At 52.4% G+C, this 13,743-nt stretch carries 12 protein-coding genes; 2 read left to right on the forward strand and 10 right to left on the reverse strand.

All coding sequences use genetic code 11. The annotated features are described in order from the left end of the window. Positions 1 to 42: 42 nt before the first annotated feature. From H8L47_RS17375 to soxC, 9 genes are all read right to left on the reverse strand, one after another. A complete protein-coding gene (locus H8L47_RS17375; RefSeq protein WP_186954853.1) occupies positions 43 to 2,010 on the reverse strand; it encodes a tetratricopeptide repeat protein in 1,968 nt (655 codons plus the stop codon). Between the two features lie 31 nt (positions 2,011 to 2,041). After that, positions 2,042 to 3,769, reverse strand: coding sequence for a molecular chaperone HscC (locus tag H8L47_RS17380; protein ID WP_186954854.1), 1,728 nt, complete (start codon positions 3,767 to 3,769; stop codon positions 2,042 to 2,044). A 234-nt stretch (positions 3,770 to 4,003) separates the two neighbouring features. Then, a complete protein-coding gene (soxB, locus tag H8L47_RS17385) occupies positions 4,004 to 5,722 on the reverse strand; it encodes a thiosulfohydrolase SoxB (protein WP_186954855.1) in 1,719 nt (572 codons plus the stop codon). Positions 5,723 to 6,187: 465 nt separating this feature from the next. Then, entirely contained in the window at positions 6,188 to 6,811 is a 624-nt protein-coding gene (gene soxX, locus H8L47_RS17390) for a sulfur oxidation c-type cytochrome SoxX (protein ID WP_186954856.1), read from the reverse strand. A gap of 10 nt (positions 6,812 to 6,821) precedes the next feature. Next, positions 6,822 to 7,655: a sulfur oxidation c-type cytochrome SoxA gene (gene soxA / locus H8L47_RS17395; RefSeq protein WP_186954857.1), complete on the reverse strand. Its 834-nt coding sequence runs from the start codon at positions 7,653 to 7,655 to the stop codon at positions 6,822 to 6,824. A 12-nt stretch (positions 7,656 to 7,667) separates the two neighbouring features. Further along, entirely contained in the window at positions 7,668 to 7,979 is a 312-nt protein-coding gene (gene soxZ / locus H8L47_RS17400) for a thiosulfate oxidation carrier complex protein SoxZ (RefSeq protein WP_186954858.1), read from the reverse strand. A 271-nt stretch (positions 7,980 to 8,250) separates the two neighbouring features. Then, on the reverse strand, positions 8,251 to 8,739 hold the full coding sequence (gene soxY, locus H8L47_RS17405) for a thiosulfate oxidation carrier protein SoxY (protein WP_186954859.1): 489 nt from the start codon (positions 8,737 to 8,739) through the stop codon (positions 8,251 to 8,253). A gap of 129 nt (positions 8,740 to 8,868) precedes the next feature. After that, a complete protein-coding gene (locus H8L47_RS17410) occupies positions 8,869 to 9,900 on the reverse strand; it encodes a c-type cytochrome (protein ID WP_186954860.1) in 1,032 nt (343 codons plus the stop codon). Beyond that, positions 9,884 to 11,248 carry a sulfite dehydrogenase gene (gene soxC, locus H8L47_RS17415; RefSeq protein WP_186954861.1) on the reverse strand — a complete coding sequence of 455 codons (1,365 nt, stop codon included), beginning with the start codon at positions 11,246 to 11,248 and terminating at the stop codon, positions 9,884 to 9,886. Before soxC ends, H8L47_RS17410 begins: the two co-directional genes overlap by 17 nt. Before the next feature lie 270 nt (positions 11,249 to 11,518). Here soxC and H8L47_RS17420 point away from each other — a divergent pair, with 270 nt between their 5' ends. Then, positions 11,519 to 12,115, forward strand: a complete 597-nt coding sequence (locus tag H8L47_RS17420; RefSeq protein ID WP_186954862.1) for a rhomboid family intramembrane serine protease — start codon at positions 11,519 to 11,521, stop codon at positions 12,113 to 12,115. Positions 12,116 to 12,122: 7 nt separating this feature from the next. After that, complete coding sequence (locus H8L47_RS17425; RefSeq protein ID WP_186954863.1) at positions 12,123 to 12,794, forward strand: M23 family metallopeptidase; 672 nt, start codon at positions 12,123 to 12,125, stop codon at positions 12,792 to 12,794. A 24-nt stretch (positions 12,795 to 12,818) separates the two neighbouring features. On the opposite strand, the gene H8L47_RS17430 is transcribed toward H8L47_RS17425, so the two are convergent. Then, positions 12,819 to 13,694: a LysR family transcriptional regulator gene (locus H8L47_RS17430; RefSeq protein WP_186954864.1), complete on the reverse strand. Its 876-nt coding sequence runs from the start codon at positions 13,692 to 13,694 to the stop codon at positions 12,819 to 12,821. Positions 13,695 to 13,743 lie beyond the last annotated feature (49 nt).

Genomic DNA, 13,743 nt, shown 5'->3' on the forward strand with positions numbered 1-13,743 from the left:
ACAGAGATTTGATCACCAGCGGCAAATTAAACAGGGGCAAATTTAAGTATCGCTGCAATCCGGATAGGTACCCGACTGGCACAGGCTTTTCAATTTCTTGCGGGCTTCGGCGTCGCCCTGTCTGGCAGCCCTGCCATACCAGTCTGCGGCAGCATTGAGGTCTTTGTTGTAACCGCCTAATCCTTTTTCATGGATGAGCCCAAACATGCGCTGGCCAACTGCATTATTTTGCCTCGCGCTCAACATGAACCAGTAGGCAGCCTTTTCAGCGCTAACCTGTGTCCCGTACAAGCCATTCATGCGTATCATGCCCAGTTCGCTTTGTGCCAGGGGCTGGCCTTTTTCTGCTGCCGCCGAAATCAGTTCCAGTGCGCGCTGTTTGTCTTTTTTCACCCCCTTGCCATCTGCGTACAAATGTGCCAGCTTGATCTGCGCCAGGCTTTGCCCCGATGCCGCAGCCTTGCTGTACCAGCGTACGGCTGCGTCCAGGTCCTTGTTGACGCCACGCCCTTCAAAAAAATAATCAGCCACCATGACAGCCGCTTCCAGATGCCCCTGTTCCGCTGCCTTGATATACCAATTAAGTGCCTTCGCTTCGTCTGGCCCTGGCTGTGTGCCTTCGCGATAGTACCAGCCCAATTGATAGGAGGCTTTGGCATAACCGCTTTCTGATAGTTGCACCAGTTCATACAGCGCTTTTTGCAGCTTGCCCGCGTTATTACCGGCACGACTCAACTCGCGGCTGGCAGCATCAAATCGCGCTGCTGGTGTTTTTGGCACAGGCTGCTGGACCACAACCTCTGGTGGTATCACTGTCTTGGCATCGTGCACGATCAATTGCACGATGATCAGAGCAAGCACACACAAAAAGGCTGGCAGATAGTAGCGACCGAAAGGCCAGTGCCTGGCGCGCAAGGCGGCGAAGAAACCTGCTTTTCCAGAAGCTCCGGCCTCCTCACCAGGTACGGAAAATGTGCCACCAGTTCCTGGTCCTACCTTATTGCGGGCTTCGGTTTCTGCAGCTTCCCTGAGTGCCTTTGCCCTGGCGATCTCCTGTAGCGTATCGTATTGTGCTTTCCAGATATGAAAATTATCCTTGCTGGTCACCATCCATATCCAGACCGGATATAACTCATCCAGCACCAGCAATTTTTTAAAATTGGCTTCCAGATAGTCATTACCCGGATTTTTTTCCTGCCTGAGTTTTTTCAGCAGCTCCCATTGTGCTTTATGTACCTCGACAGGTCTTTCAAGGAATGCCTGCATCTCTTTGCAGGCACGCTCCAGCACATGGCCGGGACGGCCCAGGCTCAACAGGCGGCGCCTGTCCCTGGCCCAGTTAAAGATGTCAAAGGCCGCATCGAACAGCTCGCCGTTGCCGTGCCGCCAGCCTCTGGCGAGATAGGCAGCCACCAGGGTTTCAAAGGCGTAGCGTGCATCACTGCTACCCAGGCGCGGGTCGCTCATAGCAAGCTGCAATTGTTTTTCAGCATAGCCTTCTTCCCCAGCGCACTTGCGCATTGCCATGAGCATTTCGGCAAAAACACGCTCTGCCTTGCTGGCAGCCAGTTGGCCATCACTATCCTGCAAGGTCTGCGTTGCAGTCTCTGTTGCATCGGGTAGTGATTTTGCCTTTCCGGTTTCTGTATCCGGCGTCAGCTTTGGGGGTGCCAGCGGGCGTACTGGCTCTGGCCAGCTTATGGCGCCAAAGGCTGCCATATCTTCCGAGGAAGCAGAAACTGCCTCTTGCTGCGGGGCCGGGGTCTGACTCTCACTACTTGCCTCAGCAGCCTGCTGCTCTGCTGCGTAAGCCTGACTCAGCCTGCCGCTGTCTCTGTACCTGATCCACTCCTGCGCTTCTTCATAGGCTTCACGCAAAGCCTGAAAGCCAGGAAGATCTGTTTCCTGATCTATCTTTTTCAGTTGCTTTGCATAAGCGCGCTTGACGGAGCGCTCGTCAGCATCGGGAGCTAACCCATGCTGTTGAAAAAACGGCGGAATATATACCATGATTCAATTCACAAGCATCTGTATAGCCTATTTAATTCTGCTGCGGGTCAAAATCCGAATGCAGGTGGCTATCGCTCTCTACGGAATTGAGCATGTCGGAAAACTTGTTCTTGGCCGGATTGATCAGGCGCGGGTTTTGCGTTTCCAGCACTGCTTCAAACTCGGCGATCTGCACACTCAGCCAGGAGCGCAGGTCTCCACGCACCTGCTGGTAAATGCGGTCAGCCCTGGCCAGCAGGGTACGCATTTCAAGTGTGTCGCGCGGATGCATCTTGATTTTCTCCAGCTCGACAAAACGCTGTCTGATCTCTTCATCACTGAGCATGCCAGGGTTGCCCTCAATGATAAGGACATGGCTTTCAGTGCTATTGTTGACATTGACCCTGACCTCAAGCAGGCCATTGACATCATAGGTAAAACGCACATCGACTGCTTTCTCGTCATTGCCATCCTGCTGCAAGGGAACATCAAGCTGGCCAAGCAGGATATTGTCTTTGACCAAGCGAGATTCGCCCTGAAAAACGCGCAACTGCACGATGGTCTGACGCGCATCGACAGCACGGTAATGACCAACGCGGCTGACCGGCACTGCCGTATTGCGCTCGATAACAGGTGAAAAATGGCCATCAGACGATTTACCATCGGCCAGGCGCATGCAGACTTCTACACCAAGAGAGTAAGGCGCCACGTCGGTCATGACGACTTCTTCCAGCGCGGCATCTTTCATCTTCAGGCCAGCCTGCACGGCAGCGCCCAGGGCCACGACTTCATCAGGGTTGATTTCACTGGTCGGGAAGCGCCCAAACATCAGCGTCACCAGACGCTTGATCACCGGCATGCGGGTCGCACCGCCCGCCAACACGATGCTGTCGAGTTCGTTGGCGCGGATATTAGTATCACGCAGGGCGCGCTCGACCGGTTCGCGCATACGCTTGAGCAAGGGGGCACAGAGCTTGTCCAGTGCTTCTTCATCGATGTCCATGCTGAGGTCATTGCCATCCAGCTGGATTTGTACTTTCGCTTGCTGGCCTGCGGACAAGCTGCGCTTGGCAATCTCGGCCGAAGCGCCCAGCCTTTGCATGAACATGGGATTATTGCGCAAGCTCGTGGCAAGCTTGTTACGCTGGAAGAACAGGTCAACGATGGCACTGGTGACATCTTCACCACCGAGATAATTGTCACCTGCAGAAGCGCGAACTTCCATCACGCCTTCAAACAATTCAAGGATGGAGACGTCAAAAGTACCACCACCAAGATCAAACACCAGGAAGCGGCTTTCACTATCCAACTGGTGCATGCCATAGGCCAGTGCAGCAGCGCTTGGTTCGTTGAGCAGCCTCTCGACTTTCAGGCCAGCCAGTAAGCCCGCGGTGCGGGTCGCCTTGCGTTGGGCATCAGAAAAATAAGCCGGCACAGTGATGACGGCTTCAGTGACCGCTTCGCCCAGAAAAGCTTCTGCATCAGCCTTAAGAGACTTTAAGACGAGGGCAGACAATTCTTCGGCACGAAAATCTTTTTGCCCTAGCCTGACTTTCTTGTCGCTGCCCATGTAGCGCTTGAATACCGCCGCTGTACGTTCAGGGTGAGTCTGCAGACGTTCTTTGGCGGCCTTGCCGACCAGCACGCTGCCATCTTCATCAATACTGACGCAGGACGGAGTAAGCATGTCCCCCAGGCCATTTGGCACCAGTTGGGACTTACCATCCTTCCAGACTGCAACCAGACTATTTGTTGTTCCCAAATCAATACCGATGATCATGCTGACACTACTCCCGCGCTTATTCCAAGCTCAAAACAAATAAAGTGTCATAACATAAACCAAAACAGATGTTTTTTGCGCTTTGCAGCAAAAATAATTTGCTGACGGGCCAGCCCTACAAAAGCGAAGCGAGCAAGCAAAAGGAAAAATCGCAGAAATTAGCGAAAGAAGAAGATCAAAACCCGTAAAATACTCATAGATGCCTGGAAGACAACATCCAGACATCTACTCGCTTTAAGCCAGCATGCCAGGGTTACCAGCAACGCCAATCAAGCGAGGTGTATTCAATTTGCGCGGAGCAATTTTCTTGTGCGTACGCAGCCATTGTGCGACTACATCCCAGACTGGTTCGCCCTTTGCGCCTTCGGCCACTGGTGCCCAGCCTGCCACCTTGTACACTTTACCGTCAGCCAATGGCTGGCCGTTCAAACGCATGTCCTGTATGCGCTTACCCATCGCTGCTGCTGGTTCTATGGCATACGTCAAGCCACCGACACGCACCATGTCACCGCCTTGCTGGTAGTAAGGGTCGGGGTTGAACAGATTGTCGGCCACATCTTCCAGCACGGTCTTGATGGCGGCACCTGTCATTTCTGTCATGGTGGTATGCGAATAAGTCGTGGCGGTCTGGTCCATCACATGTTCCATGGTGATGGCGCTATTGGGCAGCAAGGATGTACCCCAGCGGAAGCCGGGAGAGAAGGCGATTTCTGCCCCCTTGACTTCCAAGAGCGCATCGACAATGAGCTGGTCAAAGCTGCCATTGAAATTGCCACGGCGGTACAGCGTGCCTTCAGTCATTGCCAGTTTTTCAGACAACTTTGTAGTGTAAGGCGCACGAATTTTTTGTATCAGCGCCTGCATCTCTGCATCCGCTGGCAGGAAATTGGCAAACACTGGCAACAGCTTGTACTGGAAGCCCTGTATGCGCCCTTCTTTCACATCAAAATCGAGCACACCAAGGAACTTGCTATTGCTACCCGCATTCGTCACCAGAGTCTTGCCGCCACCGTTTTCAACGATGACAGGTGCGGGCATGCCGTCATGGGTATGTCCGCCCAGGATGGCATCAATCCCGCGCACGCGCGAAGCCATCTTGAGATCGACATCCATGCCATTATGCGACAGGATGACCACCACTTTCGCCCCCTTGGCACGTGCCGCATCAACGGTCTTTTGCATATTTTCTTCCTGTATGCCAAAGCTCCATTCAGGCACCAGATAGCGCGGGTTGGCGATAGGGGTATACGGGAAAGCCTGACCGATGATGGCGACCGGCACGCCATTCATTTCTTTCATGGTGAAGGCTTCAAAGACCGGATCACCAAAATCGGTAGTCTGGATATTTTGCGCAACAAAATCGACCTTGCCCTTGAAGTCGTTTTCAACGATATGTTTGACGCGCTTGTCTCCCAGTGTCATTTCCCAATGCGCCGTCATGACATTCACACCCATCTGCAAACAGGCATCCACCATGTCCTGCCCCTGCGTCCACAGTGCTGTCGCTGACCCCTGCCAGGTATCACCACCATCCAGCAAGAGTGCACCGGGTCGATTGCCCTTGATACGTTTGATCAGCGTCGTCAAATGCGCAAAGCCACCGACCTTGCCATACGTCGCTGCGGCCTGTTCAAAATTCAGGCAGCTAAAGGCATGGGCTTCAGGTGTATTGGGTTTGATGCCAAACTGTTTCAGCAAATGCTCACCGACCAGATGTGGGCTTTTACCAAATGCCGTACCTACACCCAGATTGACGCTGGGCTCACGAAAATACAAGGGCAACAACTGCGCATGGCAATCGGTGAAATGCATGAGATGGACATTACCAAAACGTGGCAGATCGTACAGCTTAGCTGCTGCAGGATTAGCAATAGCAGCCAGTGCATCGATCTGCATGCCTCCAGCGGCGGCGATGGCCATTACTTGTAAAAAATCACGACGATTCAGACCCATGATGATTTGCTTTCTGATGTAAATGTTTGGGGTTGATTCTGGTTTTGAAGTTGGGGTTGCTGTTGATTTTGACCTTGCCGCTGTTTTTGATTTTAGCCTTTCCGATGTGTCGATGCCGATTGTGCAGCACAGAAAATGGAAATAGAAGGACCGCTGTTTGAGCGAAGCGAGTTTCGGGCCTTCCCATTTTTTGTGCTGCATAATCGGGAACCCCCTTTAGGGGGCAGCGACGCCTCGGTCGTCTTTCTTTGATTCCTTTCTTTGGCGAAGCAAAGAAAGGGATTCGGCCGCCGGGCCGAGACCCGGCCTGTGTCTACGAAGGGCAATCGTTTTAATCAAAGCACACGGTATGCAACGAACGCCACTAGGCTCCAACCTTCGCTGGAGCGACGTAAATCGGGTTACAGTAACATGGAGAGTCACGGGCTCCGACAACAGCGGTATCAAAACAATAAAGCCAAGCTCCTACTTATTCACCGGCGACTCAACATCCAGCAACAGTGCCATCACATCCTTCAACTGCTCCTCAGTCAACACCCCGTTATGCCCAAACCGCGGCATCTTGGAACAGGCGTTATAGGCTTGTGCGTTATACAGCTTGCCCCAGGTGTATTTCACAATCTCTGGGCTACTGCCGCGCAGCTTGCCATATTGATAGAGCGAAGGACCGATATTGCCGAAAGAAATCTCTGCCTTGCTCATCTGATGGCAGGCGTAGCAATTGCCGCCATTGACAGAACCGACAGCATCAGAAGATTGCATGCCACGACCATTCTGGGCGATTTTCTCGCCATTCTTCCAGTCGCCCATGTACTGGGCATCGGCAGGATATTTGACAGCCGCCAGTTGTGCCTGCTCCAGTTTTTTTGCTTGTTTGGGTTTCAAGCCTTGTGGATTGGCACTGCATTGCGCCTGTGCTTCATCCTGCTGCACCATGCGCTCCATGGTGGCCGGGCCTTTGGATTTGAAGTCAGCCTTCATCATTTCCAGTGCGGCTTTGGCATAGTCTGGTTCAGCAGCAGCAACCACCGCCGTGCTGAAAATTGCTGCCAGCAAAACACTGACATGGTGTACACGTAAATTTTTCATGCATGTCTCCTTAACGTTTCAAGGCAGGTGCATTCATGACCGCGCCGTCGGCTGATTTTGCCAGGAACATGGTCAGTGCAGTGATGGAGTCTGAAGCATAGTCAGGCGCAGGAAAGCGTTGCTGGCGGAAGCAGTCATTGAGCCTGTGCTGCATGGTCCTTACTTCACCTTGTGAGACGCGATAAGCAGGCCAGGTGGAATAAGCTGCCTGGGCATTGGCCTTGTTGTTCAGGTTAGGCAAATCCTGCATGCGTATGCGCTGGCCCTCGACGGAGTGACAGGACGCGCAAGAAAAATCATGTGAGCCAGCGCGGTAGTAAAAAATCTTCTTGCCGATTTCGTAGGCTTGTTTTTCTGCCGGATGTTTGGTGCTGATAGCCAGCTTGATGCCACGTGATTCTGCCGTCAAGAACGAGACCAGCGCTTCAATATCGGACGGGTTGCCTGCAGAACCAAAAGGTGTTTTCACTGCCTGCTCACGCGTCAAGCCTTGCAGACTCATGCGGCAATGCATGAGCCGCTGTTCCAGGTCCATGACTTTATTGGTGTCCTTGAAATAGCGCGGCAATTCTGCATATGCGCCCTTGGTCACGCCCGGACCTTTGCCCAGATCACATTGCTCCAGTGATTGCTGATTGGGGCCCAGTTTTTTTTGCCAGAGTTCCTGGCCGCGCATTTCCCATAATTCCGCGGGATTGCCATCGGCCAGCATTTGCCGGTACTTGGCGATTTCATCAGTAGCAGATTGATTGGCATTCTGCGCCTGGGCAGAAGACAAAACAGATACTGCCAACAGGGCACCAAGCGACAAGCCTGGCAATGATTTAAGAGCAAGACGTGGCATGGGTTTTCCTTATCAGGCTATGGCTGCTTCATCGCTACGCTGGTCACCTTTATTGTCTGTCCAGGTCACCGATACTTTATCGCCCTTGACTCCACCCTTGAACTTGAAGGACAGGAACGGGTCTTTGGAAACCGAAGGGCCAAACTGGGCATCCAGCACGACTTTGTCTTTCCATTTGGCTTGCAGGTTTTTAATGAAATGCGCAGGCACAACTTTACCCGTCAAATCTTTGCGCTGACCTGTTTCCATATCGTGACGCATCAATACTTTTACCTCAACAACGTCGCCAGTAACCGCTGCCCGAATACGCATAGGATCGCCCATGATGTCTCCCTTTTTTGCTAATTTTAAATGAATATCTGATCAAAACCTGAAAGCTCACCACAGAGACACTGAGGCACAGAGAAAGACATGAGAAAAACAGTAAAAATGATGACTTGAAATTAAGTCTTACACTGTTGTTAGGCCGAGTGTTGGGCTGATAAATCATAGCCTAGCGAGGCCCGGCCCAACCTACTGCACGCCCCAACCTACGCACAATACTTCCGCTTCTCTTTAAACTTCTCTGTGTCTCTGTGTTGAGAGGTCTTAAAAATTAACCGCCGCAACCGCCCAGTGTTACTTTAATTTCTTTAGAAGCCACCAGCCACTTGCCGTCCGCTTTTACCAAAGCATGCACGTTCGAAGTTTCACCTATCTTGACGCGTGTGCTGACTGAGGCTTCGGTACCTTCCGGGATATTGAAAGCCGCGGACATGGCATTCGGGTTTTTTTCTATCAGGATGGCGATGTATTCAGTGTTCGCGGCCTTACTGCTGACACTGACTGGCACTACCGCACCGTTTTCAGCAATATCAGGCGCGGTGATGGTGATATCAGCACTGATCACCGGGCTACCTGCGCCCATTGCGGCGAATACATCTTGCAAGCTCTTGGCTTCAAAAGCCTTGCTATCCCATTCTGCAGCAAATACATCCGATGGCTTGAGCATGCCTGCCGCAAAGGCCAGGCCAAATACCGTGGATATGCGTAAAAAATCACGGCGTTGCTGACCGTCGTCTTTGCTCTTGATTGCCTGCTTCATTACTGTCTCCTGAAATGGTGCATTTATCTATTGCTGCGGTGCTGCTATTGCTACTATTTACTGCTATTCGATAAGCTTAACGCGAAATCGTTCCATCGATATGACAAAGCTGAAAAAAACCTTGCTGCCTCACTGGCGCATGATCCAGTCCAGCATGGTCTTGATTTCGCTATCCTTGACATGGCCTTGTGGCGGCATGGGAATATCGCCCCAGGCACCACTACCGCCCAGCTTGATTTTCTTGCTCATGCTGGTTTCGGCGTTGGCATCGCCCTTATATTTTGCAGCGATCTGGGCAAAACCCGGGCCAACAACTTTATCCTTGATACCATGACAGGCGATACAGGCATATTGTTTGGCCAGCTTCAAACCTTCTTCGGCGGCTGGTGCGCTGACTTTGACAACCGCAGCCTTGTTCAAATCCACTCCCCGCACGGCGCCTATACTGCGGTTTTGCTCGACCGGGTTGCCATTGGCGTTGCGGGCAAAAGAAGGCAGCTCAGAGGTAATCTTGACTTCTTTTACACAGTCTTTCATGCAGGCAGTATTTTTTACATCCGGCCTGCCATTGGTCTGCCACAGGCCATGCTTTTCTGTCATGCCCAGACGATTAGGCATGCGTTTTTGCACTTCGGCGATGTTTTCATCCGACATGACAAAATCATCGGCAACGATGCCACCCATGTTCAGCATATAAGCGGTTACCGCATACACTTCATCAGTAGTCAGGGTCTTGGGTGCGTTCCAGGGCATGGCGCGGTTGACGTAGTCCCACAGTGTCGAGATTGTTGCCACTTTCATCAAGGTAGTGCGTTGCGGCTGGCTATTACCAGTCAATGCAGCGACGCGCCCATTCTTGATATCGTCCTTGGTAGTGCCGCCGACAATGGGCGTGAATACCTGATTGGATTCACCAAAGGTACCATGACAGGAAGCGCATTTACCATCCCAGATTTGCTGGCCCTGCTCTACACTGCCGCGGCCCTTTGGCAAACCCCTGAAGTCGGGGCGTACATCGATATCCCAGGCTGCCACTTCTTTAGGGGTTGCGGCCCGGCCTACGCCTGAATAATTATCGGCACTGGCTTTCAGGCTGACAGTTGCCAGCACCAGCATGCCCATCGCTTTAGTCAGCATTGTTAACTCAGGCCACTTGTACATTTGTGACCTCGCCGTCTTCATTGATATTCCACGATTGGATAGCATTATTGTGATAAATCGATTTGGTGCCGCGCACTTCACGCAGTTGATTGATCTTGGGTTGTACATAACCGGTTTCATCAATGGCTCGTGATTGCAAAATCGCTGGTCCGCCATCCCAGTTCCAGTCAATATTGAAGCGGGTCAGGCATTTGCCCAGCACCGGGCCTTCCAGCCTGGCGGTACGCCAGCTGCGACCACCATCCGCAGAAACATCCACGCGCTTGACCTTGCCACGGCCCGACCATGCCAGGCCAGTAATATTGTGAAACCCTTTTTCCAGCAACATCTGTCCGCCCGATGGTGTGGTGATAACCGACTTGCACTCTTGCACCGAGGTATATTGCCTGTGCAATCCACTGGGTTGTAAATCAATATAGTGAATAGCCTCATCCTTGCTTGCCCATGGCTGGTCACCCACTTCGATGCGGCGCAACCATTTGACCCAGGACACGCCCTGCACACCAGGCACGACCAGGCGCAGCGGGTAGCCATTTTCTGGCCGTAGCATTTCACCATTCATACCGTAAGCGACGATGACGTCATCCATGGCGCGGGCGATGTCGATGGTGCGCGTCATGGCAGAGCCATCGCCCCCTTCAGCCAGGACAAACTTGGCTTTCTTGCGGTCTATACCGCAATCATCCAGCAATACTGACAAGGGTACGCCCGTAAATTCACAACAGCTCAGCATGCCATGGGTGTATTGCACCGTCGGCACGGCGACATTGCCCCATTCAGTGGCGCTATTGGCACCGCATTCGATGAAATGCATGCGAGATACCGAGGGCAGGCGCATCAGATCATCCATGGTGTAGACCTTGGCTTCGCGCACTAGGCCATTGATCATGAAGCGATGCTGCTCAGGGTCTATATCTATCCAGCCCTGGTGGTGGCGTTCAAAATGCAGGCCACTGGGGGTGATGATGCCAAAGAAGCCTTGCAAGGGCGCGAACGAGACAGACGCCTGCGGCACCCGCGTCAGGCCGGGAGACTGGCGGCGCTGTAAATTGGCTTCAAACTTCGATGGCTGGCCATAGCCCTGCATGACGACAGGGTTGCCCAGGGTCTTGGCATGATCCTGCAAATTCAGTATCAGCGGGTCACCATCCCCCTCAGGCACAGTACCCGGCCTTGCCATTGCTACGCCAGACGCCAGCGCAGCCGTGGCGGCCGCAAAGCTCTTGCGCAAGAAGCCACGCCGCTCATCATTCAAGCCTTGTTCAGTGATGGACTGGCGCAAGGGTGCATCCAAAAAATTCTCGGGTGCACGACGCAAAAGACCGGACTTTTTAATCTGCATAGACATGAGACTGAAACTTTCCAATGAGATACTAGGTTCATCCTGTGCCAGCTTGTCTTCATGCTACATCCACAAGCGCTGGTTTATAAAGCACAGTTTTATTGATGCGAACTTGATCAAGCTCAAATAATACTATTTGCGCATATAATCAAATAAGGAAGGAGAAAAAGCAAATACTTTCTTTTGTGCAACGCACAAAACCCTTATCAAACAAGTCAAGCCTTGATGATCATGGTAGATTCTGCTCTTCCATTCTAGCTGCCAACGCGTCTCTCCATGAATCAAAAGAACTTTCTTTTCAGGTCACCCGCAGCAATATCCATCTTTATATTGATTTTGACAGGCTGGTTAATATCAACCCAGTATTTCGGACTATCGCTGTTTGCCTCGCAAAAGTCCTTGCGCCTGCCGCAGTTGGGGGCAGCAACGGGCGACATTTATATCACGCATGAATGGTGGCGCTTGCTGGTCTCGCAATTTTTGCATGTGCATTTTTTGCATATGTTGTTCAATGCCATGTGCATCCTTATCCTTGCCAGCACGATGGAACGCAAACATGGATGGCGGGTGTTATTGGGGATTTACCTGATTGGTGGCCTGACAGGCCAGGCCGCCAGTGTCTGGGCTTACCCTTTACTGGTGACTGACGGCGCATCACAAGCCTTGATGGCGTTGTGTGCTGCCACGTTTATCTTGCTGCCAAGGAGTAGTCTGGTATGGTTTGCCAGCCTGATCGTGGCTATACAGGTAGCGCTGGACGTGCACGCCATCGCAGGGATCAAGGCCGGACATTTATATGGCTTTGTTGCGGGCGTATTCATCAGCCTCGCCATTTTCTTCATACCTGGAAAGCAAGCCCTGCCCGTCAAGTAACTCCAATATGAAAACACCCATCACTATTGAATTCCCTCTTGCCGGAGAATGGCTGGTCGGTGCCGATGGTACTGAAGCAGGACATGAAAGAGCTTTCGATTTTTTGCGCGTCGATAAAAAGCTAAAGGCTAGCAGACGTGCTGCCTGGCGAGAGTTATTTCAGGCCGTGCCGCTGGAAGAATATTATGCCTGGGGCCAGCCCATGCTTGCACCTTTTCACGGCACGGTGCTGGCAGCTGTTGATGGCAGCGAGGAAATCGCTACAAGTTATCTGCGTACGTTGATAAACACACTATTCTCAAAACAAGGGAATGCAGAATTGCAGCAATTGCAGGAAGCGGGTGCTGGGGATATCCGTCACTTCGCGGGCAACCATGTAATCTTGCAATCAGCAGAAGATACCGAAGTTTATGCGTTTCTGGCACATGCCCGCAAGGGTTCGGTTTGCGTCACAGCCGGACAGCAAGTAGAACACTTGCAAAAGCTGGCAGAGGTTGGCAATTCTGGCCAGTCAATGACACCACATCTGCATTTTCAATTGATGAATCAGGCCAATCCCATCAATGCAGAAACTCTGGAATGCCGCTTTCGAGCTTATGAAGTTCTGGTCAATGACCATTGGAAAAAGTGTGAATTATCCGTCCCGAAGCGCAGGCAGCGCATACGTGCGGTGGGGTAGTATGATCTGACTATTGCGCCCACGCTACAAACCAAACCTGCTCAGCACAAATTCAATAAATGTAGCCAGCTTGGGTGTGGGTTGCCTGTCACGCGGATACAGCAAATGCATGGGGCGTGGCGCAGGCACATAGGCTTCCATCAGCGGCACCAGCCTGCCGGCAGCAACCTCGCCGGCAAGCAATAACTCGGATTGCATGACGATGCCAAAACCGGCCACGGCAGCACTCTTCAAGGCCTGACCATTATTGGAGCGCAGGCGGCTGACCGGGATTTCACTTACCTCACCTGTCAAACGCCAGCGTACATGTTTGTTCCAGTGTAAAAAATCCAGGCATTCGTGAGCAATCAGATCCGCAGGCGTGCGGGGTATTCCCTTGCGCTTCAAGTACGACGGAGCGGCACAGATCATCATACTGTAAGGCTGCAGGGGACGTGCAATCAAAGTGGAGTCTTCCAGCTGGCCTATGCGTATAGCAGCGTCGAAACCATCTTCCACCACATCCACCACACTGTCGTTCATATGCAGGTCGGCACGCATTTCAGGATACTGCGCCAGGTAATCAACCATGGCCGGGGCCAGCATTTCACTGCCAAAGGTCACAGGCGACGTGATCTTCAGTACGCCACGCGCGCCGCCACGCATTCTGGCCGCACCAGATTCTGCCTCGCCGATCTGCACCAGTATGGCCTTGCATTGCTCTGCGTATTGCAAACCCAGCTCGGTGAGGCTTTGACGGCGAGTGGTACGCGTCAGCAGGCGTGCGCCTAGCAGGTTTTCGAGAAACTGTATGTGCTTGCCCACCATGACAGGTGATATCTCGCACTGCGCTGCCGCAGCAGTAAAACTGCCAGCATCAACCACGGCCACAAAAACTTCCATGCTGCGCAATTTATCCATGAGTTCACCCTTTATTACTAACTATTGGTTAGGAATATATGCATTTTCT

The sequence above is a fragment of the Undibacterium umbellatum genome (assembly GCF_014284125.1).
Classification (GTDB): Bacteria; Pseudomonadota; Gammaproteobacteria; order Burkholderiales; family Burkholderiaceae_D; genus Undibacterium; species Undibacterium umbellatum.

What these genes read in the sequence shown, in the direction of transcription:
- H8L47_RS17375 (WP_186954853.1), bottom strand. Translation starts at nt 2,010, where the DNA reads ATGGTATATATTCCGCCGTTTTTTCAACAGCATGGGTTAGCTCCCGAT.
- H8L47_RS17380 (WP_186954854.1), bottom strand. Translation starts at nt 3,769, where the DNA reads ATGATCATCGGTATTGATTTGGGAACAACAAATAGTCTGGTTGCAGTC.
- soxB (WP_186954855.1), bottom strand. Translation starts at nt 5,722, where the DNA reads ATGGGTCTGAATCGTCGTGATTTTTTACAAGTAATGGCCATCGCCGCC.
- soxX (WP_186954856.1), bottom strand. Translation starts at nt 6,811, where the DNA reads ATGAAAAATTTACGTGTACACCATGTCAGTGTTTTGCTGGCAGCAATT.
- soxA (WP_186954857.1), bottom strand. Translation starts at nt 7,655, where the DNA reads ATGCCACGTCTTGCTCTTAAATCATTGCCAGGCTTGTCGCTTGGTGCC.
- soxZ (WP_186954858.1), bottom strand. Translation starts at nt 7,979, where the DNA reads ATGGGCGATCCTATGCGTATTCGGGCAGCGGTTACTGGCGACGTTGTT.
- soxY (WP_186954859.1), bottom strand. Translation starts at nt 8,739, where the DNA reads ATGAAGCAGGCAATCAAGAGCAAAGACGACGGTCAGCAACGCCGTGAT.
- H8L47_RS17410 (WP_186954860.1), bottom strand. Translation starts at nt 9,900, where the DNA reads ATGTACAAGTGGCCTGAGTTAACAATGCTGACTAAAGCGATGGGCATG.
- soxC (WP_186954861.1), bottom strand. Translation starts at nt 11,248, where the DNA reads ATGTCTATGCAGATTAAAAAGTCCGGTCTTTTGCGTCGTGCACCCGAG.
- H8L47_RS17420 (WP_186954862.1), top strand. Translation starts at nt 11,519, where the DNA reads ATGAATCAAAAGAACTTTCTTTTCAGGTCACCCGCAGCAATATCCATC.
- H8L47_RS17425 (WP_186954863.1), top strand. Translation starts at nt 12,123, where the DNA reads ATGAAAACACCCATCACTATTGAATTCCCTCTTGCCGGAGAATGGCTG.
- H8L47_RS17430 (WP_186954864.1), bottom strand. Translation starts at nt 13,694, where the DNA reads ATGGATAAATTGCGCAGCATGGAAGTTTTTGTGGCCGTGGTTGATGCT.